General features: G+C 66.8%; 18 protein-coding genes. 7 read left to right on the top strand and 11 right to left on the bottom strand.

Annotated elements, in window-relative coordinates:
• Position 1: 1 nt before the first annotated feature.
• From B2W22_RS17320 to B2W22_RS17335, 4 genes are all read right to left on the bottom strand, one after another.
• A complete protein-coding gene (locus tag B2W22_RS17320) occupies positions 2-1,105 on the bottom strand; it encodes a polyamine ABC transporter substrate-binding protein (RefSeq protein ID WP_175184402.1) in 1,104 nt (367 codons plus the stop codon).
• 147 nt (positions 1,106-1,252) lie between these two features.
• A complete protein-coding gene (locus B2W22_RS17325) occupies positions 1,253-1,984 on the bottom strand; it encodes a 3-deoxy-D-manno-octulosonic acid kinase (RefSeq protein ID WP_175138746.1) in 732 nt (243 codons plus the stop codon).
• A complete protein-coding gene (locus B2W22_RS17330) occupies positions 1,974-2,396 on the bottom strand; it encodes a group II truncated hemoglobin (RefSeq protein WP_082578979.1) in 423 nt (140 codons plus the stop codon). Before B2W22_RS17330 ends, B2W22_RS17325 begins: the two co-directional genes overlap by 11 nt.
• Entirely contained in the window at positions 2,396-4,927 is a 2,532-nt protein-coding gene (locus tag B2W22_RS17335; RefSeq protein WP_286938984.1) for an ABC transporter permease, read from the bottom strand. The genes B2W22_RS17330 and B2W22_RS17335 overlap by 1 nt, the downstream gene beginning before the upstream one ends.
• A 101-nt stretch (positions 4,928-5,028) precedes the next feature.
• On the opposite strand from B2W22_RS17335, the gene B2W22_RS17340 reads away from it, so the two are divergent.
• The 3 genes from B2W22_RS17340 (at position 5,029) to B2W22_RS17350 (ending at position 7,922) form a co-directional block, all read left to right on the top strand.
• Positions 5,029-6,003: a TRAP transporter substrate-binding protein gene (locus tag B2W22_RS17340; protein WP_175125756.1), complete on the top strand. Its 975-nt coding sequence runs from the start codon at positions 5,029-5,031 to the stop codon at positions 6,001-6,003.
• A gap of 102 nt (positions 6,004-6,105) precedes the next feature.
• Positions 6,106-6,606 (top strand): TRAP transporter small permease, encoded by a 501-nt coding sequence (locus tag B2W22_RS17345; protein WP_056567167.1) that lies wholly within the window; start codon positions 6,106-6,108, stop codon positions 6,604-6,606.
• A gap of 38 nt (positions 6,607-6,644) precedes the next feature.
• The gene (locus B2W22_RS17350; protein WP_175125758.1) at positions 6,645-7,922 is read left to right on the top strand and encodes a TRAP transporter large permease; all 1,278 of its coding nucleotides are present in this window, start codon (positions 6,645-6,647) and stop codon (positions 7,920-7,922) included.
• Positions 7,923-8,046: 124 nt separating this feature from the next.
• Here the strand turns inward: B2W22_RS17350 and B2W22_RS17355 are convergent, their stop codons facing one another.
• Positions 8,047-8,337, bottom strand: coding sequence for a DUF3579 domain-containing protein (locus B2W22_RS17355; protein WP_013392635.1), 291 nt, complete (start codon positions 8,335-8,337; stop codon positions 8,047-8,049).
• A gap of 179 nt (positions 8,338-8,516) precedes the next feature.
• Between B2W22_RS17355 and B2W22_RS17360 the strand changes: the two genes are divergently transcribed.
• Together B2W22_RS17360 and argF are read left to right on the top strand one after the other, a co-directional pair.
• The gene (locus tag B2W22_RS17360) at positions 8,517-9,698 is read left to right on the top strand and encodes an aspartate aminotransferase family protein (protein ID WP_175184397.1); all 1,182 of its coding nucleotides are present in this window, start codon (positions 8,517-8,519) and stop codon (positions 9,696-9,698) included.
• A gap of 56 nt (positions 9,699-9,754) precedes the next feature.
• Positions 9,755-10,696 (top strand): ornithine carbamoyltransferase, encoded by a 942-nt coding sequence (gene argF / locus B2W22_RS17365; RefSeq protein ID WP_175138749.1) that lies wholly within the window; start codon positions 9,755-9,757, stop codon positions 10,694-10,696.
• Positions 10,697-10,786: 90 nt separating this feature from the next.
• Here argF and B2W22_RS17370 read toward each other — a convergent pair whose 3' ends face one another.
• From B2W22_RS17370 to B2W22_RS17385, 4 genes are all read right to left on the bottom strand, one after another.
• Complete coding sequence (locus B2W22_RS17370; protein ID WP_175125764.1) at positions 10,787-11,347, bottom strand: DUF4286 family protein; 561 nt, start codon at positions 11,345-11,347, stop codon at positions 10,787-10,789.
• An 11-nt stretch (positions 11,348-11,358) separates the two neighbouring features.
• The gene (locus B2W22_RS17375; protein ID WP_175125766.1) at positions 11,359-11,889 is read right to left on the bottom strand and encodes a carboxymuconolactone decarboxylase family protein; all 531 of its coding nucleotides are present in this window, start codon (positions 11,887-11,889) and stop codon (positions 11,359-11,361) included.
• Between the two features lie 2 nt (positions 11,890-11,891).
• On the bottom strand, positions 11,892-12,845 hold the full coding sequence (locus B2W22_RS17380; protein WP_175125767.1) for a Bug family tripartite tricarboxylate transporter substrate binding protein: 954 nt from the start codon (positions 12,843-12,845) through the stop codon (positions 11,892-11,894).
• A gap of 69 nt (positions 12,846-12,914) precedes the next feature.
• Positions 12,915-13,781 carry an amidohydrolase family protein gene (locus tag B2W22_RS17385; RefSeq protein WP_286939206.1) on the bottom strand — a complete coding sequence of 289 codons (867 nt, stop codon included), beginning with the start codon at positions 13,779-13,781 and terminating at the stop codon, positions 12,915-12,917.
• Positions 13,782-13,878: 97 nt separating this feature from the next.
• Between B2W22_RS17385 and B2W22_RS17390 the strand changes: the two genes are divergently transcribed.
• Together B2W22_RS17390 and argG are read left to right on the top strand one after the other, a co-directional pair.
• Positions 13,879-14,829 carry a LysR family transcriptional regulator gene (locus B2W22_RS17390; RefSeq protein ID WP_175125768.1) on the top strand — a complete coding sequence of 317 codons (951 nt, stop codon included), beginning with the start codon at positions 13,879-13,881 and terminating at the stop codon, positions 14,827-14,829.
• Positions 14,830-14,898: 69 nt separating this feature from the next.
• The gene (gene argG, locus B2W22_RS17395) at positions 14,899-16,239 is read left to right on the top strand and encodes an argininosuccinate synthase (RefSeq protein ID WP_175125769.1); all 1,341 of its coding nucleotides are present in this window, start codon (positions 14,899-14,901) and stop codon (positions 16,237-16,239) included.
• A gap of 105 nt (positions 16,240-16,344) precedes the next feature.
• Here argG and B2W22_RS17400 read toward each other — a convergent pair whose 3' ends face one another.
• Together B2W22_RS17400 and B2W22_RS17405 are read right to left on the bottom strand one after the other, a co-directional pair.
• The gene (locus tag B2W22_RS17400) at positions 16,345-18,273 is read right to left on the bottom strand and encodes a potassium transporter Kup (protein ID WP_175125770.1); all 1,929 of its coding nucleotides are present in this window, start codon (positions 18,271-18,273) and stop codon (positions 16,345-16,347) included.
• Positions 18,270-19,340, bottom strand: coding sequence for a sensor histidine kinase (locus B2W22_RS17405; protein ID WP_063952906.1), 1,071 nt, complete (start codon positions 19,338-19,340; stop codon positions 18,270-18,272). Before B2W22_RS17405 ends, B2W22_RS17400 begins: the two co-directional genes overlap by 4 nt.
• Between the last annotated feature and the right edge of the window lie 10 nt (positions 19,341-19,350).

Raw genomic sequence — 19,350 nt, forward strand, 5'->3', positions numbered from 1 at the left:
ACTAATTTCCCAACTTCAGCTCGGACCACAACTTGTTCTGCAGCCGTGAAATGTTCAAGGGCAAGGCCTTGATCACGTACAGGGTCTTGGAGACCTCGGCGGGCGGGTAGATCATGGGATTTTCAGCCACATCCTTGTTCACGAACTGCCGCGCTTCCTTGTTGGCGTTCGGGTAGAACATGGTGTTGGTGATGGCTGCGTGGACCTTCGGCGTTTCGATGTAGTTGATGAACGCGTGGGCCTCTTCGGGATGCGGCGCATCCTTGGGGATGACCATCAGGTCGAACCACGCCGGCGCGCCGCCCTTCGGAATGAAGTAGTTCACTTCATAAGGCTTCTTGGCGTCCTGCGCGCGCTTGCGGGCAATCATGACGTCGCCGGAGAAACCGTAGACCATGCACAGGTCGCCCACGGCCAGTTCGTCGATGTAGCCCGACGAGCTGAACTGGCGGATGTACGGACGGATCTTCTTCAGCACTTCCATCGCGGCCTGGTAGTCGGCGCTGTTGGTGCTGTTGGGGTCCTTGCCCAGGTACTTGAGCACGGCCGGGAACACCTGCGCGGCTTCGTCCAGCATGGAGATGCCGCATTCCTTCAGCTTGGCGGCGTTCTCGGGCTTGAAGATCATGTCCCAACTGGCCAGGTCCACGTCGTCGCCCATGATCTGCTTGACCTTGGTGACGTTGTAGCCCAGGCCATTGGTGCCGTAGCCCCACGGGATGGCGTGTTCGTTGCCGGGATCCACTGTGGCGACCAGCGCCATGACTTCGGGATCCAGGTACTTCCAGTTGGGGATCTTGGATTTGTCCAGCTTCTGGAACAGGCCGGCTTCGATCTGGCGCGAGGCGTAATGGGTGGACGGGACAACGACGTCGTAACCCGACTTGCCGGCCAGCAGCTTGGCCTGCAATGCGTCGTTGCTGTCGTAGACGTCATAGCGGACCTTGATGCCGGTTTCCTTTTCAAAACCCGGGATCGTGTCCGGGGCCGTGTATTCGGCCCAGTTGTAGACGTTGACGACCTTGTTCTGCGCCATCGCAGCCGACGTGGCCGCCGCGACCAGCACCGCGCCGAGCGCCCAGCGCATTCCCGCCTTCAGTTCCATTATGTCCAGCCCCCTTGCTCTATGCCGTTTATGACAGGAGTACCAAAAGGCGAAATGATAAAGCCATTTTGCGATGACCTGCCCAACTTTGGGGGGTAATTGGCGCAATTGCCGCCTTGGCGGGCCGCGGCGCGGGCGGGCCAGCGGTCAGGGCTGGATTCCGATGCCCCAGGCCGTCCAGTAACTGTCGCGCAGGCGCATCCAGAACCGGTCGCCGGCCTCGCCGGCCACCTTGCGCAGCGACCGGCGCAGGCGGTCGAGATTGGCCTGGCGCTGCCGCTCCGACAGCCCGCCCTGCGTGCCGCGGTCAAAGTCGATGAGCCAGACCCGGCCATCGTTGCCGATAAGGATGTTGAACGCGTTCAGATCGGCATGCCAGACGCCCGCCCGGTGCATGCGCACGATGGCATCGGCCACCGGCTGCCACAGGGGCTCGGAAAGCGCCTGCGCCAAGGGCCGCACGCCGGGAATGCGCTCGACCACGATGGCGGCGCGGTAGATTGGGCCCTGGCGCCAGTAGGCGGCCGCCAGCGGCGCCGGCACCGGCAGCCCTTGCGCGCGCAGGGCGGCCAGCAGCCGGTATTCGCGAAAGCTGCGCGTGCGCGACTCGCCGTTCCACAGATACGCGTCGCGGCTGATGCGGGCGATCATGCCGCCGCGGCGGTAGCGCCGCAACACACCCTGCCAGCCCTGCCCCTCGACGAACCACGCGGCCTGACGTCCGCCGGCGTCCACCGGCCGCGCCCGGTCGCCATAGTGACCGGGGTTGAAAACTTCGGGGCCTGCGTCGGCAAGGCGCCGGGCATCGCTGAGCATGGCGCCGGCCAGCGGGCCATCCCAGGTGGTGCGCCGCGCGCCGGATTGATCGTCAGCCTTCACGGTTGCGCATCCAGTCGGCCACGCCGTAGAACGATTCGAGCAGACGCTCGACCAGGACGGGCTCGATGCCCTCGTCTTCCATTGCGCGGCCGATACAGGTCACCCATTGGTCGCGCTCCACCTCGCCGATGGAGAAAGGCAGATGACGCGCCCGCAGGCGGGGATGGCCGAAGCGTTCGATGTAGTGGTCCGGACCACCGAAATAGCCGCAGAGGAACCAGAAGAGCTTGTCGCGCGCCTCGTCCAGGCTGGGGCCGTGGGCGGCGCGCAGTTCCTTGAGGTCGGGCTCCATGTCCATCAGGTCATAGAAGCGGTCGACGAGGGCGCGCACGCCGGCTTCGCCGCCAAGAAGGTCAAACATGGTGCGGGAGTTTTCCACGGGTTCTGTAATGGTGTGGACGCGGGACGTCATCAGGTTTCTCGAAGGGTGACGAGCGGCGGCGTGCGCAGGACGCCGCGCAGGGCAAGCGCGCCGCCCGCCCAGGCGCCCAGCATGCCGGTGCCGATGCCGGCCAGCCACGGCCAGAGGCTGAGGGTAATGGTGAAGTCGAACACCTGGGTTGATAAAGCCCAAGCGATCGCGGTCGCGCCGGCCGCCGCCAGAAAGCCTGCCAACCCGCCCACGGCCCACAGCTCGATGCGCTGCGAACGGGCAAGCTGACGGCGCGTGGCGCCCAGCGCGCGCAGCACCGCCGCCTCGCGCATGCGCTCGTCGCGCGTGGCGGTCAGCGCCGCGGACAGCACCAGCACGCCAGCGGCCAGGGTGAACAGGAACAGCAGCTGCACCGCGCGGCCCACTTCATTCAGCACGGACTGCAACTGCTGCAGGATGGCGCCCACGTCGAACACCGTCAGGTTCGGAAACTCCCGCACCAGGGCGGGCAACACCGCCGCCTTTTCGGGCGGCAGGTAGAAGGACGTGATCCAGCTCTGGGGCATGTCGGCCAGTGCGGCGGGGGTCAGGATGGCGAAAAAATTGACGCGCATCGTATCCCAATCCACCCGGCGGATGCTCGACACCGCCACCTCGACCTGCTGGCCGGCCACGTCGAACGTCATCTTGTCGCCCAGCCCGATGCGCAGCGACTGCGCCAGCCCGGCCTCCAGCGAGACCTCCGCGGAACCCGGCGTCAGCCAGCGGCCCTGCTCGATCCGGTTGGACGACGGCATCTCGTCGCCATAGGACAGGTTGAATTCGCGGTCCACCAGGCGCTTGGCGCGCGGCTCTTCATAATCGTCCGGTCCCACCGGCTTGCCGTTGACGGCAATCAGCCGCCCGCGGACCATCGGCGACAGCGTGATGCGGCCCAGGCCTTCGCGCGTCAGCGCGTCGGTCACGGCCTGGCGCTGGTCCGGCTGCACGTTGATCAGGAAACGGTTCGGTGCGTCCGGCGGCATGGTGCGTTGCCAGCCCTGGATCAGATCGGTGCGCGTCATGGTCAACAGCAGCAGCGCCATCAAGCCGACCGCCAGTGCGCAGACCTGGGTGATCGTGGCGGCGCGGCGGCGCACCACGCCCGCCAGCGCAAAGCGCAGCGCGGGCAGGCCGGCAGCCAGCCGGCGCACGCGCGCCAGGCCCAGGATGCACAGCCAGGCGACCAGCGCGAACACGCCAAAGGCGCCCAGAAAGCCGCCCGCCACCACGCCGCCCAGCTTGGCATCGCCCGCGAACCACCAGATCAGCAGCGCAAACCCCGCCGCGCCCAGCACGTAGCCGAAGGCGCTACGCGCGCTGATCTTGTCCGCGTCGCGCCGCAGGACGCGGGCGGGCGGCACGTGGCGCAGCTGCGCCAGCGCCGGCAACGCAAAGCCCAGAAGCAGCAGCAATCCGGTCAGCAGGCCTTGCAGCGCCGGAATGGCCGACGGCGCGGGCAACGTCGTATCGATCAGCGAGCCCAGCAGCATGACCAGCACCTGATGCACGCCGAATCCCAGCAGGCAGCCGGCGGCGGACGAGAACAGCCCGACCAGCGTGAATTCCAGCGTCAGCATGCGGGACACCTGCGATTGCACCGCGCCCAGGCAGCGCATGACCGCGATGCCATCACGATGGCGCGTCATGTAGCGCCCCGCCGCCAGCGCCACGGCCACGGCCGAGATCAGCACGGCCAGCAGCGCGACCAGCGACAGAAAACGCTGCGCGCGGTCCAGCGTGCGGCGCACTTCCGGGCGGCCCGATTCCAGGGTGGCGATCTTCTGGCCGCGCTTCAGATTCTGGTTCAGCCAGGCGGAATATCCAGCCACGGCGTCGGGCTGGCCGGCGACCAGCATGGCATAGCCGATGCGGCTGCCCGGCGCGATGAGGCCCGTGGCCGGCAGGTCGCTGGCGCGCAGCAGCACGCGCGGGGCGACGTTGACGAACTGCATGCCCTTGTCCGGCTCATAGGTGATGACGCGGTCGATGCGCATGTGGGCGTCGCCCACGTTCAGCGTATCGCCCACCTTCAGGTTCAAGAGCGCCAGCAACTGCGCGTCGACCCACACCGCGCCTTCGGGCGGGATCTCGCGCGTGGGCGCATCGGGCGCGAACGGCGCCTCCGCCACCCGCAAGGCCCCGCGCAGCGGATAGCCGGGCTCCACCGCTTTCAATGCCGCGAGCTGCGCGCCGTCGCCGGCGCCCACCATGGAGGGAAACTGCCACGTGCCGGAAACGGTCAGGCCGCGCTCGCGCGCCTGATCCTTGAAGGCGGCGGGTACGGGTTCGTCGGCATCCAGCACCAGATCGGCGCCCAGCATCTGGCCGGCGTCGCGTTCCAGCGCGCGGCCGACGCGGTCGGCCAGAAAGCCCACGCTGGTGACGGCGGCCACCGCCACGACCAGCGCCAGGACCAGCAAACGGAGCTCGCCGGCGCGCGCATCGCGCATCATCATCCGGGCGCCCAGGCGCAAGGTTGACCAGAAACCAGGGCGCCTGGCCTGTGACATATCAGGGAAATCCATCATTCGTCCATGTTAACTAAGCGCCTGTAGGGCGTCCGAATCCCGATATCATCCCGGGGCGGGAGGCAAAGCCGCCCATAAAGATAACCAATCCGGAGAAGACAATGCGTAAAACCTGGCTTGCGGCCACGATTCTGGCCGCCTGCGCGGCCGCCACCTCGCTGCCCGCGGCAGCGCAGACCACCCTGAAGATGGCCTACGCCCTGTCGACGTCGTCGCACTACGGCGCCGGCGCCGACGCGATGGCCAAATCCATCGAAGGCTCGACCAACGGCAAGTTCAAGGTCCAGCAGTTTGCCAACAGCGCGCTGGGCGGCGAACGTGAAGTGATCGAAGGCCTGCAGATCGGCACCATCGATCTCGCGATCGTTTCGACCGGTGCAACCCTGAATTTTGTTCCCGAGACCGGCGTTTTCGACATCCCGTTCCTGCTGCGCGACCTGCCGCACGCCCGTGCCGTGCTCGACAGCAAGATCGGCCAGGACATGCTGGCCAAGTTCCCCAGCCGCGGCATCGTGGCGCTGGCGTGGGGCGAACAGGGTTTTCGCCACCTGACCAACAACGTGCGCCCGGTCAAGACCCCGGCGGACGCCAAGGGCCTGAAGATCCGCACCACCGAAAACCCGATCCACATCACGGCCTTCCGCCAGATCGGCATCCTGCCCACGCCGATGGCCTGGCCTGAAGTGGCCACCGCATTGCAGCAGGGCACCATCGACGGCCAGGAAAATCCGCTGTCCGTGATCACGTCGGCCAAGCTGTCGCAGATGCAGAAGTATCTGTCGCTGACCGGGCACGTGTACGGCCCGGCCCTGGTGCTGATGTCCGCCAACGTCTATGAAGGCCTGTCGGCCGCCGACAAGGCCAACTTCGACAAGGCCGGCAAGGAATCGGCCCAGGCCATGCGCGCCTACGTCGACAACATCGAGAACACGGGCGTCGAGCAGCTCAAGAAGGAAGGCATGCAGGTGTCCGAAGTGGACCGCGCCGCTTTTGCCGCCGCCGTGGAACCGGCCTACCCCGAGTACTATAAGAAGTTCGACAAGAAGCTGATCGACTCGATCCGCGACACCAAGTAAGCCGGCACGGCCCCCATCGCGGGGCCGTTTGCCTGGCGGCGGGACCGGCCTGCGCCGCGCGCCCGCCCCACTTTTCCGCGTCCATCGCCAACGGAATTCACCATGCGTTTGCTCTGCGCCTTCGACCGCGGCCTGTTCAAGCTGGTCTCGGCCCTCGCCCAACTTTTGCTGGTGGCCGCCGCGGCCGCCGCGTTCTACCAGGTCATCGCCCGGTTCGTGCTGCACTCGCCCGCCGACTGGAGCGAGGTCCTAACCCGCGCCCTCCTGATCTGGACCGTGCTGCTGGGCGTGGCCCTGGCCTTCCGCCACGGCGCCATGATCAGCGTCGAGCTGCTGCGCAACCTGCTGGGCGGCACGCGCCGCCGCGTGCTCGAGGCCATCATCGGCCTGATCTGCGCGGGCTTTCTCGGCTTTCTGGCCTGGATCGGCGGCAACATGACCTATCGCGTGCGTTTCCAGAACGTGCCGAGCCTGGATATCTCGATTTCCTGGATCTACCTGGCGATCCCCGTGGGCGCCACGCTTGCCGCCATTGCCGTGCTGGCCCGCTGGTGCGCCGGCGAAGAAGACGACGTGCCCGTGCGCAACGACGCGCAAGGCTGAGCCGCCCCCCTTATCGAATCTGAGCAGCAGAAATCGCCATGTCCCAATTAATGATTGTCTCGATGCTGATTTTCTTCGGGCTGTCCGTGCCGGTCGCCGTGTCGATCGGGCTGGCCAGCCTGGCGGGAGTCGGCGCCTCGGGCCTGCCCTGGCTGGTCGTCGCGCAGCAGCTGTTTGCCGCGCTGGACAAGTACCCGCTCGTGGCCATCCCCTTCTTCATCCTGGCCGGCAACCTGATGGAAGCCGGCGGCATCTCCGAACGCATGGTGGAATTCGCCAAGAGCGTGGTCGGTGGCATCCAGGGCGGCCTGGCCTGCACCTGCGTGCTGACCTGCATGATCTTCGCGGCGGTCGCGGGCTCCAGCGTGGCCACGACCTTCGCGGTGGGCGCCATCCTGATCCCGGCCATGATCCGGCACGGCTATCCGGCCCCCTTTGCCGCCTCATTACAGGCCAGCGCGGCGGAACTCGGAGTCATCATCCCGCCGTCCATCCCGATGATCCTGTTTGCCGTGTCCACCGACACCTCCACGGGCGAACTCTTCATCGCCGGCGTCATGCCCGGCATCCTGATCGGCATCGCGCTGATGTTCTACGTCTGGCTGTACGCCAAGCGCAACAACCTGGGCAAGCGCGACGGCGAAGGCCGGCTGCCGCTGTGGCCCGCCTTCAAGCGCGCGTGGCTGGCGCTGCTGATGCCCGTCATCATCCTGGGCGGCATCTACGGCGGCGTCTTCACGCCGACCGAAGCGTCGGTCGTGGCCGTGATGTACGCCGTCTTCGTGGGCAAGTTCATCTACCGCCGCCTTACGTTCCGTCAGCTGTCGGACACGCTGCACAAATCGGTCGTGTCGACCGCAGTCATCATGTTCGTGATCGCCAACGCGGGCATCTTCAGCTTCCTGCTCAACCGCGCAGGCATTCCGGACGCGCTGGGCACGTGGCTCGCCCAGATCTTCGACACCAAGTTCGGCTTCCTGATGGGCGTGAACGCCGCGCTGTTTGTGATCGGCATGTTCATCGAGACCTCGGCGTCGATCGTCGTGCTGGCCCCCTTGCTGCTGCCGGTGGCGCTGCAGTTCGGTGTCGACCCGGTGCACTTCGGCATCATCATGGTGGTCAACCTGGCGCTGGGCATGATCACGCCGCCGTTCGGGGTGAACCTGTTTGCCGCGTGCGCGGTGGCCAAGCTGCCGCTCGAGCGCCTGATCAAACCCCTGGTGCCCTTCGTCGGCGTGGTGATCCTGTGCCTGATGGTCATCACGTACTGGCCCGGGCTGTCGCTGGGGCTGCGCGACCTGGTGTACGCGAAGTGATGTGGCCAGCCGCCGCGCGGGCAAACTGTCCGTGCGGCGGGTAGCGCCCGGCCCGCCTGACCGGCGTGCAGGGATCGCAGAATGAGAAAAGCGCCCGGTTGGGGCGCTTTTTCGTTCTGGGGGCCTAGATTTCGCGTTCTTCCGTCTTGAGGTTGTTGTCGCGGGCGAAATCCACCACGAACTTGTAGGCCAGCGGCTCCAGGTCGCGCAGGCGCAGGTCGACGACGATCCCGCGCACGCCATCGATCACGACGGGCAGCACATAAGGCGAATAAGTGAGGTGGTTACCAGCACAGCCGGCGGGCCGGAACTGTGCCATTACGCCGGCGAGCCGTTCCGCCCAATCGCTCGGGCGGAAGCGGCTACCGCTTTCGGTAACGCCATGAATTACGAATTGTCTGACGCGAGTTGCCATGTGTTCTTCACTGCGGGACGCCTTTCACGAAAGCCGGATCTTCGGCGTGATCAAACATGCGTGCCGCGCCGCGAATTGTATATGATTGATCCTTTGCCCTCTTTCGAACCGCGATTCGCCCCTGATTCGCCCTAGCAAGCGGGCATGCTGTCGATGCCATTCCCCCAGGAGGATCCGCGATGAGCTCGCCTCTGGCCAATATCTATGCCCGGCTGCCGGTATCGTTCACGCACGGCCAGGGTGTCTGGCTGTGGGACGCAGGCGGCCGCAAGTATCTGGATGCCCTGGCCGGCATCGGCGTCTCGTGCCTGGGCCACGCCCATCCGAAGCTGGTCGCCGCCATCGCCGAGCAGGCGGCCCGCGTCATCCATACCTCCAACATCTACGACATCCCGCAGCAGACCGAGCTTGCCGCCCGGCTGACGGCGCTGTCCGGCATGCAGGAAGTCGCGTTCAACAACAGCGGCTCCGAGGCCAACGAAGCGGCCATCAAGCTCGCCCGCTACTACGCCTACCAGCGCGGCAACAAGCACGCTCACATCATCACCATGGATTCGTCCTGGCATGGCCGCACGCTGGCCACGCTGGCGGCTACCGGCAGCGACAAGGCGCGCAAAGGCTTCGAGCCCCTGCCCAGCGGCTTCATCCAGGTGCCGTACAACAACCTGGACGCGGTGCGTGCCGCCGGCGACGCCGAGCCGCGCACCACCGCCGTGCTGCTGGAAGTCCTGCAGGGCGAAGGCGGCATCCGCCCGTCCGACATCGCCTACCTGCAGGCGCTGCGCCAACTCTGCACCGAGCGCGGCTGGCTGCTGATGATCGACGAAGTGCAGTCCGGCATCGGCCGCACCGGCAAGTGGTTCGCGCACCAATGGGCCGACATCCGCCCCGACGTCATGACGCTGGCCAAGGGCCTGGCGGGCGGTGTGCCCATCGGCGCGATGCTGGCCGCGGGCCCGGCCGCAGGTGTGTTTACGCCGGGCAGCCATGGCACCACGTTCGGCGGCGGGCCGCTCGTGTGCGCGGCAGGCCTTGCAGTGCTCGATGCGCTGGAATCCGAAAACCTGCTTGAAAACGCCCATGACGTGGGCGAATACCTGAAAGACCGCCTGGCCAGCGCGCTGGCCGGCACGCCCGGCGTGACCGACATCCGCGGCCGCGGCCTCATGCTGGGCATCGAGCTGGCCCGCCCCTGCGGCGTCCTTGCGCTGCGCGCCATGGAAGCAGGCCTGCTCATCAACGTCACGCGCGACCGCGTCATCCGCATGCTGCCGCCGCTGATCCTGACGCGCCAGGAGGCCGACCAGATCGTCGCCCTGCTGGTGCCGCTCATTCAACAGTTCCTGGCCGAAAAACCATAATCAACGTCCCTGCCGAGCCACGAGCCTGGCGGGGCCCAATGACCTGCGACATCAACATGACTCCTCCCACGACTCAAAACGGCCCGCTGCGGCACTTTCTGCAGTTCAAGGACTTCTCGTCCGCCGAGATCGCCTACGTGCTGGACCGCGCGCGCCTGATTAAGGAAAAGTTCAAACGCTATGAACCCCACATGCCGCTGCACGACCGCACGCTGGCAATGGTGTTCGAAAAGGCCAGCACGCGCACCCGCGTGTCATTCGAGGCCGGCATGTACCAGATGGGCGGCTCGGTCATCAACCTGACGTCCAACGATTCGCAGCTCGGCCGCTCCGAGCCCATCGAAGACACCGCGCGCGTGATTTCGCGCATGGTCGACATCGTCATGATCCGCACGTTCGAGCAGACCCGCATCGAGCGCTTCGCGTCGCATTCGCGCGTGCCCGTGATCAACGGCCTGACCAACGAATTCCACCCGTGCCAGATCCTGGCCGACATCTTCACCTACATCGAGCACCGCGGCCCCATCGCCGGCAAGACGGTCGCCTGGGTGGGCGATGCCAACAACATGGCTTACACGTGGCTGCACGCGGCCGAAATGCTGGGCTTCACGCTGCATGTGTCCACGCCGGCCGGCTACGAACTCGAAGCCTCGCGCATCGGCACGCCGTCCGACAAGGTGCTGCGCCAGTTCAAGGACCCCATGGAAGCCTGCAAGGGCGCGCACCTGGTCACCACCGACGTGTGGACCAGCATGGGCTACGAGGCCGAAAACGAAGAGCGCCGCGCGGCATTCGCCGACTGGTGCGTGGACGCCGAAATGATGGCCGCGGCCGACCCGCAGGCCGTCTTCATGCACTGCCTGCCCGCCCACCGCGGCGAGGAAGTCACCGGCGAAGTCATCGACGGACCGCAGAGCGTGGTCTGGGACGAAGCCGAAAACCGCCTGCACGTGCAGAAGGCGCTGATGGAATTCCTGCTGCTCGGACAGGTCGACTAAACCCGTCCTGCACGCATGAGAAGGGCCCGGACATCCTGCGATGTCCGGGCCCTTCTGCTTTTGACTTCCTGCTTTCTAAAACGCTTGGCGCTACAGGATCTTCCTGAACATCGTGCGCCGCGTGTTGCGGAACGACGGCCGCACGCGGCTGCTCCAGTCGGTCGCGCGCACCGCCAGCCACGGCGGGCTGCCAAAGGTTTCCTGCGTGTGCAGGTCGTAGCAGGCCAGGTAGCGCGGCGATTCATCGCGGCATTCCCAGCGCTGCGCGCGCACCGTGCCGGGCACAGACGCCAGCCCCGGCAGATGCTCCTGGTCGTACCAGGCGTTCAGGTCGGCCTCGGCCTCGGGCAGCACGTCGGTTTCGACGATGTAGTGCCACGGCGCCTCCTGCCCCGCCGACGCGCCGGGCAAATCCAGCGTCCGGTGCAGCACCCGCGCATGCGCGCCGGGCGCCAGTTCAGCGAGGCGGGCCTGGATCTCCGGCAATGCACGGACCCCGCGCACGGTCACGTAGGTTTCCTCGGCTTCCAGCGCGGCAAAGGCGCTGATCTTCACCTCCGCCAGCCCGTCCGCAAGACGCTCGGCCAGATCCCGGGCGCGCGCCTCGTCAAACCGTTCCCCCAGCGACACCAGCAACATCGTTTCCTGCACAGCCATCTCCTTCAATGTCCGACGCGCAAGGCGACCAGAAAGCGCGACACCATGTTGTACGCGCCGACCGTCGCCGTCAGTTCCACCAGTTGCGCATCATCGTAGCGCTCGCGCAGCGGTGCAAATACCGCGTCCGGCACCTCGATGTCGCGGGTCATGGCATCCGTCAGCGCCAGCACCTCGGCTTCGCCCGGTTCCAGCCCCTGCACCTGATCTGGCGCGGGATTGCCGCGCAGGACGTCGATGACGGCCTGCGGCATGCCGCCTGCCAGCGCGTGCGGCACGTGCGCCTCGAACTCGTACGGCGCATTGTTCAAGGTCGCCACGCGCAGGATGATCAGCTCGCGCAACCGCGGCGCCAGCGACGTCTTCTGCCGGATCGCGGTCAGCATGGCTTCCCAGCCCTCGACCACCGCCGGACTGTTCAGCAGCACCTGATACAGCGGCGAGATACGGCCGCGCGCGGCAGCGATGCGCGCCTCCAGCACGGCCAGCTCCGGGCGGGTGCCCGGCACCACGGGTTCGATTCGGCGGGCGCTCATGCTTACTCCGGACGGATGTTCTTGCGCTGGATCAGCGCGGTCCATTTCTCGCGGTCGGCGGCGATCAGCGCGCCCAGTTCCTGCGGCGTGCTGGGCGCGGCCTCGGCGCCGAACTTCTCCAGGCGGGCGCGGACGGCCTCGTTGGCCAGCGCGGCGCGCACAGCCTGGTTCAGCTTGTCGACGGTAGCGGCGGGCGTGGCTGCGGGTGCGACCAGGCCGTACCAGTTGTTCGATTCGACGCCGGGGATGCCCAGCTCGGCCATCGTCTTCACGTCGGGCAGCAGCGGATGGCGTGTCGGCGCGGCCAGGCCCAACGGCTTGAGCTTGCCGCCCTGGATATGGCCGATCAGGCCGGGCACGTCGCCGAAGAAACCGGACACCTGATTGCCCATCACGTCGTTGATGACGGGCGCCGCGCCCTTGTAAGGCACGTGCAGCACCTTGGCCTTGCTGGAATCGGCAAACATTTCCAGCGTCAGGTGCGGAATGCTGCCGATGCCCGACGAGCCGATGGCCACGGACTGCGACGCGGCCTGCGACTTCTTCACGAAGTCGGCGGCGTCCGTCGCCGGGTTGGACGGATTCACCACGAACACCGTGGCGTTGTTCACCACGCGCGAGACCGGCGCGAAATCGCGCGCGGGATCATACGGCAGGTCCTTGTACAGCGCCGGGCTGATTGCCACCGCGCCCACGCTGGTCAGGAACAGCACCGAGCCGTCGGCCGGCGCCTTGGCCACGTAGGCGGCCGCGATGTTGCCGTTGGCGCCCGCCTTGTTTTCGACGATGACGTTCTGCTTGAGCTCCTTGCCCAGCTGCTCGGCCAGCACGCGGCCCACCAGATCCACGGGGCCGCCCGGCGGGAACGCGATGATCAGGCGCACGGGACCGTCGGCGTGGGCCGCGCCAGCGGCGGCCAGGCTCAGCACGGCGGCCGAGATGATTTTCTTGAACATGGTGTCTCCTCGTTGATGGGGATGTGCTTGCGGCGGGGGCTTCCTGGCCCTCGTTCCGCTTTCTCTGTGCTACTGAAATCCGTAAAGCCGCGCCGGGTTGTCCACCAGCACGCGCTGGCGCAGTCCGGCGTCCGGGCATGCTTCGAAAAACGTGTCGACCAGTTCACCGTCGTCCGGCATATCGCCGGCCACATTCGGATGCGGCCAGTCCGTGCCCCACAAGGTGCGGTCCGGCAAGGCCTCAACCAGCGCGCGCACGAAGGGAATGCCTTCCACAAAGGGACGGCGGCCGGCGGCGATCCGGTCGATGCCGGACACCTTGACCCACGCCTGGCCTACGTCCGCCAGGCTGAGCAACGCGCGCATCGCCGGTGAATCAAGCCCATCGGCCGCCTTCAGCCTGCCCATGTGGTCCACGACGAACGGCACCGGCAGCGTGAGCAGTCGCGGCAGCAGTTCGGGCAGCATCGCGCCGTCCACGTGCAGGCACAGGTGCCATCCCGACGGCGCGATCAGCTTGACCACGTGGTCGAACACCGCCGGCTCGGGCGCGCCGCCCAGATGCGGCACGAAGTTGAAACGCGCGGCCCGCACGCCGCCTTCGTGCAGCGCCTTCACGCTGGCGGCCGTGGCGTCCGCCCCCAGCAGCGCCACGCCGCGATAACGCCCTTCGCTGCGCGCCAGCGCATCCAGCAAGGCGCGGTGGTCCGATCCGTGGCAGTTGGCCTGCACCACGACCGCGCGCTCGATGCCCAGATGAGCATGCAGCGCCGCCATGCTGGCGAACGACGCGTCCGGCGGCGTGTACGACCGGCCTTCGGCATACGGAAACACATCGCCGGGTCCGAAGACGTGGCAATGCGCGTCGCACGCGCCCGGCGGCAGCGCGTGGCGGGGACGGGAGGGCGAGGCAAGCGGCGGACGGCAATCGGGCACGGGGACATCCTGCATGGAAAGCGCCATGGTCGCGGAATGCCGGAGGGCGAACAATGCTATACCGTATATTTCTGATATCGAAAAACCTAATATCCCGATGGATCTCAAGCAGATCGAGTACTTCGTGCGCGTGGCCGAGCGCCGCAGCTTCTCGCGCGCGGCGGAAATGCTGGACGTCGCCCAGCCCACGCTCAGCCGCCAGGTGCGGCTGCTGGAACTGGAGTTGGGGCAGCACCTGCTCTACCGCAACGGGCGCGGCGCCGAGCCCACGGAAGCGGGCCTGAGATTCCTGGAACACGCTCGCGCCCTGCTGGCGTTGGCCGAGCGCGCCAAGGAGGATCTGCAGACGCTGCGCGAAACGCCCACCGGCAAGGTCATGATCGGCCTGCCTCCACGCATCGCGCGCGTGCTCACGCCGCCGCTGGTGCAGGCATTCCGCCAGAATTTTCCCGATGCTTCCATCGCAGTGGCCGAAGGCCTGAGCGCCCAGGTCCGCGAATGGCTGCTCGCCGGCCGGGTGGACCTGGCCCTGCTCTACGACCCGGCCCCGTCGCCGCAGTTGGTCTACGAGTCCCTGTTCCGCGAAGACCTGGTCCTTGCCGCCGCGGCGGGCCATCAGCCGCCCCTGCCCGCCCGCGTGCCGGTCGCGCGGCTGGGCGACTATCCACTGGTGCTGCCCAGCCTGCCCAACGCCATCCGCACCCTTGTCGAAAGCGTCTGCCGCGCGCAGGGCGTGCGGCTCAAGGTCGCGGCCGAGGTCGACGCCGTGCAGACCATCGTCGAACTGGCGGCGCAGGGCGATGCCTACGCCATCCTGCCGCGCTCGGCGGCGCGCGGGCCGGCCGCCGAGCATGAACTGTCCCTGTGCGCCATCGGCTCGCCCACCATCACCAACAACCTGGTGCTGGCCAGCGCCCGCCATCGCCCAGCCACCCGGCTGGCCGCTGCCACGGGCGAGCTGATCCGCGGCCTGCGGCTTGCCGAGCTGTTCGCGCCAGGCGCCCCCCGCGCCGCAACCCCGGCGGCCAGCCCCCCTCAAAAGAGTTAAAATGGCGGGCTATTTTCTTGTTTGGCGGCTCGTTGCTGTCAAAGTCCTGTTGGCGTCTCACCTCAAACAATGACCACTATCCTCCCGAACCTGCCCACCGGCCAGAAAGTCGGCATCGCCTTTTCCGGCGGCCTGGACACCAGCGCTGCGCTCCTCTGGATGCGCAACAACGGCGCCATCCCCTACGCCTACACCGCCAACTTGGGCCAGCCCGACGAATCCGACTACGACGAGATTCCCCGCAAGGCCCTGGCCTACGGCGCCGAAAACGCCCGCCTGATCGACTGCCGCGCGCAGCTCGTGGCCGAAGGCATCGCCGCCCTGCAGTCGGGCGCGTTCCACATCTCGACCGCCGGCATCACGTACTTCAACACGACGCCCATTGGCCGCGCCGTCACCGGCACGATGCTGGTCGCCGCCATGAAGGAAGACAACGTCAACATCTGGGGCGACGGCAGCACGTTCAAGGGCAACGACATCGAGCGTTTCTACCGCTACGGCCTGCTCACCAACCCTGAACTCAAGATCTACAAGCCCTGGCTCGATCAGCGCTTCATCGACGAGCTCGGCGGCCGTTCGGAAATGTCCGAATACATGCGCCAAGCCGGTTTCGACTACAAGATGTCGGCTGAAAAGGCCTACTCCACCGACTCCAACCTGCTCGGCGCCACGCACGAAGCCAAGGACCTGGAACACCTGAATTCCGGCATCCGCATCGTCAAGCCCATCATGGGCGTGGCGTTCTGGCGCGACGACGTCGCCGTCAAGGCCGAGGAAGTCACGGTCCGCTTCGAAGAAGGCCAGCCCGTCGCCCTGAACGGCGTCGAATACGCTGATCCCGTCGAACTGCTGCTCGAAGCCAACCGCATCGGCGGCCGTCACGGCCTGGGCATGAGCGACCAGATCGAAAACCGCATCATCGAAGCCAAGAGCCGCGGCATCTACGAAGCCCCGGGCCTGGCCCTGCTCTTCATCGCCTACGAGCGCCTGGTCACCGGCATCCACAACGAAGACACGATCGAGCAGTACCGCGAAAACGGCCGCAAGCTGGGCCGCCTGCTGTACCAGGGCCGCTGGTTCGACCCGCAAGCCATCATGCTGCGCGAAACCGCCCAGCGCTGGGTGGCCCGCGCCGTCACTGGCGAAGTCACCATCGAACTGCGCCGCGGCAACGACTATTCGCTGCTGAACACCGTGTCGCCCAACCTCACGTACGCGCCCGAGCGTCTGTCCATGGAGAAGGTGGAAAATGCCCCCTTCACGCCGGCGGACCGCATCGGCCAGCTCACCATGCGCAACCTCGACATCGTCGACACGCGCGAAAAGCTGTTCACGTACGTCAAGACCGGCCTGCTCGCCTCCAGCGGCACGTCGCTGCCCCAACTGAAAGACACGACCTCGAAGAAGTAATTCTTCAAGGCCAAACAAAAACCCTCGGTTTCCACACCGAGGGTTTTTTTTCGCCTGGCTGTTGTGGCCCGGCGCGGCGAGGCCGCGACGCGGGCAGCGTGGCGGCTACAGCTCGACCTGCATGCCCATCTCCACGACCCGGTTCGCCGGGATCTTGAAGAACTTGGTGCTGCGGGTCGAATTGCGCGCCATGAACGAGAACACCGCGCGCCGCCACCGCGACAAGGCGGGCTTCCTGGCCGCCACGACCGTCTGGCGCGACAGGAAGAACGACGTGCGCATCGGCTCCAGGTCCAGCTCCGGATACGCTTCGGCAATCAGGCGCAGCGCCTCCGGCACGTCCGGATCTTCCTTGAAGCCGTAGGTGACCGTCGCAGCCCAGCTCGATGCGCTGAGCTTGTTCACCTCGAAGCGCTCTTCGGGCGCGATATACGGCACGTCGGCCGACTGGATCGACAGGAACAGTACGTGGTCGTGCAGCACCTTGTTGTGCTTCAGGTTGTGCAGCAGCGCCGGCGGCACGTTGCCCGAATTCATCGTCATGAAGATGGCGGTACCCGGCACGCGCGACGGCGGATACTGCTCGAGCTGCTCCATGAATTCCTTGAGCGGCTGGCGGTCGCGCTGCTGCATGTCGGACAAGAGACGACGGCCGCGCCGCCACGTCATCATCAGCGTGAACACCACGATCGCCACCACCAGCGGCAGCCAGCCGCCTTCGTGAATCTTGAAGACGTTGGCCGAAAACAGCAGCACGTCCAGCAGCAGCAACAGGCCCAGCACCAGGAACCACATCATGCGCTTGATGCCCGTGCTGCCGCGCGGCAGCACCGCAAACGCCAGCACCGAAGTCGTGAACATCGTGCCCGTCACCGCAAAGCCGTAGGCCGCGGCCAGGTTGTCGGAATTGCGGAACCACAGCACCAGGATCAGCACCGCGCACAGCAGCAGCGCGTTGACCTGCGGCAGATAGATCTGGCCCTTCTCGATCGCGGACGTGTGCAGGATCTGCATGCGGGGCCAGAAGCCCAGCTGCACTGCCTGGCGCGTCACCGAATAGGCGCCCGAAATCACGGCCTGCGACGCCACGATGGTGGCGATGGTGGCCAGCGCGACCAGCGGGGCAAGCCCCCATTCCGGCGCCATCAGGAAGAACGGATTGCGGATGGCGGTGGGATCGCGCAGCAGCAGCGCCCCTTGGCCGAAGTAGCACAGCGTCAGCGCCGGCAGCACCATGCTGAACCAGGCCCGGCGGATCGCCGGGCGGCCAAAGTGGCCCATGTCGGCATACAGGGCCTCGGCCCCGGTCAGCGCCAGCACCACCGCGCCCAGCAACACGAAGCTGACCCACGGCGCTTCGACGATGAAGCGCAGCCCCCACATCGGGTTCAACGCGGCCAGCACCTCGGGCGTCTGCCAGATCTGCCAGCCGCCCAGGGCCGCCAGCGTGGCGAACCACAGGAACATCACCGGACCGAACAGCTTGCCCATGGCGGCCGTGCCATGCGACTGGATCGCAAACAATGCGATCAGCACGACCAGCGCGATCGGCACCACCCAGTGGTCCAGCGTATGCGACACGATGCCGATGCCTTCCAGCGCCGACAACACCGAAATAGCCGGCGTGATCATGCTGTCGCCGTAGAACAGCGCCGCACCGAAGATGCCCAGCACGATCAGCACCCAGCGCAGCTTGCCCTCGCGCGCGCGCACCGCCAGTTCCAGCAGCGCCAGCGTGCCGCCCTCGCCGCGGTTGTCCGCGCGCAGCACCAGCATCACGTATTTCAGGGACACCACCACCATCAGCATCCAGAACAGGATGGACAGCACGCCCAGCAGATGGGCCGGCTCCAGGTCGGTATGCACGCTCAGGCCGGTCAGGCAGGCGCGCAGCGTGTAAAGCGGGCTGGTGCCGATGTCGCCGTACACCACGCCCAGCGCGCCCAGGACCAGCGCCGCTCGCGACGATGGGGCGTGGGCGCCGCCCGGGTGACCTGGGGGCAAAGAAGCAGCGCTGACCGTGCCTTGGCTCATGATGCGGGTTCTTGGCGAGTGAGTTGAGCCCCCTTGCGAGGGCCGGGGAATACGACGGACAGCCGCGTCCCGGAAAAGTCGGGCCGGCTGGTGAGCTTCCACCACGCGCCGTGCGCGTGCGCGATTTCTCGCACGATGGCCAGTCCCAGGCCCGAGCCGCCGGCCGTCGCGGTGGGCGACCGGTAGAACGCCTCGAACACGCGGTCGCGCTCTTCGGGCGGAATGCCTGGCCCGTCGTCTTCGACGGTCAGCGAGGGCGGATTAGCGCCCACGATCAGCGTGATGCGCCCCGTCGGGTTGCCATAGCGCAGCGCGTTATCAATCAGGTTGCCCAGCAGCTCCGCGAGCAGCAAGGGGTCCGCGTCGATCCAGATGGGCGTTTCGGGCGCGGCCAGATCCAGCTCGTAGTGCGCTTCGCGCACCCGCGGAAACCATTCGGCGCCATGCACCCGCACCCACTCGCACAGGTCGATGCGCACAAAGCTGTCCTGTGGGCGCGCATTGGGATCGGCGCGGGCCAGCACCAGCAGCTGCTGGCCCAGCCGGATCATGCGGTCGCTGACGGCCTTGATGCGCTCTGCACGGGCCCGAACGTCGTCGGGCAAGGGGCGCGCCAGCATGAGTTCGGATTCCAGCCGCAGGCCCGACAGCGGCGTGCGCAACTGATGCGCGGCGTGGCCAATGAAGCGCCGCTGCGCGGCCAGCGACGCATCCAGCCGCAGCAGCAGATCATTGGTGTGCGTGACCAGCGGTTCGATCTCGACCGGCACGCCTGCAACCTCCAGCGGCTGCATGTCGTCGATGGAGCGCTGCCGGATTTCTTCAGACAGATGGTTCACCGACCGCAGGCCGGATCGCACACCCTGCATGACCACCCATGCAAACAGCGCGATCAACGCCACCTGGCCCACGACCATCAGCCAGAAGAAGTCTTCCAGCATCCACAGCGACATGTCGATCTTGTGGGTGATGACCCAGGTTGCCGCCAGATCCAGCAGGACGAGCAGCAGGATGGGCGGCATCAACCGGATGACGAGATGCCGGGCAAGCGATCGGGAGGGAAGCATGGGGGGGCGC

The sequence above is a fragment of the Achromobacter sp. UBA4530 genome, from assembly GCF_002388205.1.
GTDB classification, from domain to species: Bacteria; Pseudomonadota; Gammaproteobacteria; order Burkholderiales; family Burkholderiaceae_B; genus Achromobacter; species Achromobacter animicus.

Bases quoted from the DNA above. Each gene is read 5' to 3' on its own strand.
- B2W22_RS17350 (WP_175125758.1), top strand. From the start codon at position 6,645: ATGTCCCAATTAATGATTGTCTCGATGCTGATTTTCTTCGGGCTGTCC.
- B2W22_RS17375 (WP_175125766.1), bottom strand. From the start codon at position 11,889: ATGAGCGCCCGCCGAATCGAACCCGTGGTGCCGGGCACCCGCCCGGAG.
- B2W22_RS17390 (WP_175125768.1), top strand. From the start codon at position 13,879: ATGGATCTCAAGCAGATCGAGTACTTCGTGCGCGTGGCCGAGCGCCGC.
- B2W22_RS17400 (WP_175125770.1), bottom strand. From the start codon at position 18,273: ATGAGCCAAGGCACGGTCAGCGCTGCTTCTTTGCCCCCAGGTCACCCG.
- argG (WP_175125769.1), top strand. From the start codon at position 14,899: ATGACCACTATCCTCCCGAACCTGCCCACCGGCCAGAAAGTCGGCATC.
- B2W22_RS17355 (WP_013392635.1), bottom strand. From the start codon at position 8,337: ATGGCAACTCGCGTCAGACAATTCGTAATTCATGGCGTTACCGAAAGC.
- B2W22_RS17380 (WP_175125767.1), bottom strand. From the start codon at position 12,845: ATGTTCAAGAAAATCATCTCGGCCGCCGTGCTGAGCCTGGCCGCCGCT.
- B2W22_RS17360 (WP_175184397.1), top strand. From the start codon at position 8,517: ATGAGCTCGCCTCTGGCCAATATCTATGCCCGGCTGCCGGTATCGTTC.
- B2W22_RS17320 (WP_175184402.1), bottom strand. From the start codon at position 1,105: ATGGAACTGAAGGCGGGAATGCGCTGGGCGCTCGGCGCGGTGCTGGTC.
- argF (WP_175138749.1), top strand. From the start codon at position 9,755: ATGACTCCTCCCACGACTCAAAACGGCCCGCTGCGGCACTTTCTGCAG.
- B2W22_RS17335 (WP_286938984.1), bottom strand. From the start codon at position 4,927: ATGATGGATTTCCCTGATATGTCACAGGCCAGGCGCCCTGGTTTCTGG.
- B2W22_RS17330 (WP_082578979.1), bottom strand. From the start codon at position 2,396: ATGACGTCCCGCGTCCACACCATTACAGAACCCGTGGAAAACTCCCGC.
- B2W22_RS17340 (WP_175125756.1), top strand. From the start codon at position 5,029: ATGCGTAAAACCTGGCTTGCGGCCACGATTCTGGCCGCCTGCGCGGCC.
- B2W22_RS17345 (WP_056567167.1), top strand. From the start codon at position 6,106: ATGCGTTTGCTCTGCGCCTTCGACCGCGGCCTGTTCAAGCTGGTCTCG.
- B2W22_RS17405 (WP_063952906.1), bottom strand. From the start codon at position 19,340: ATGCTTCCCTCCCGATCGCTTGCCCGGCATCTCGTCATCCGGTTGATG.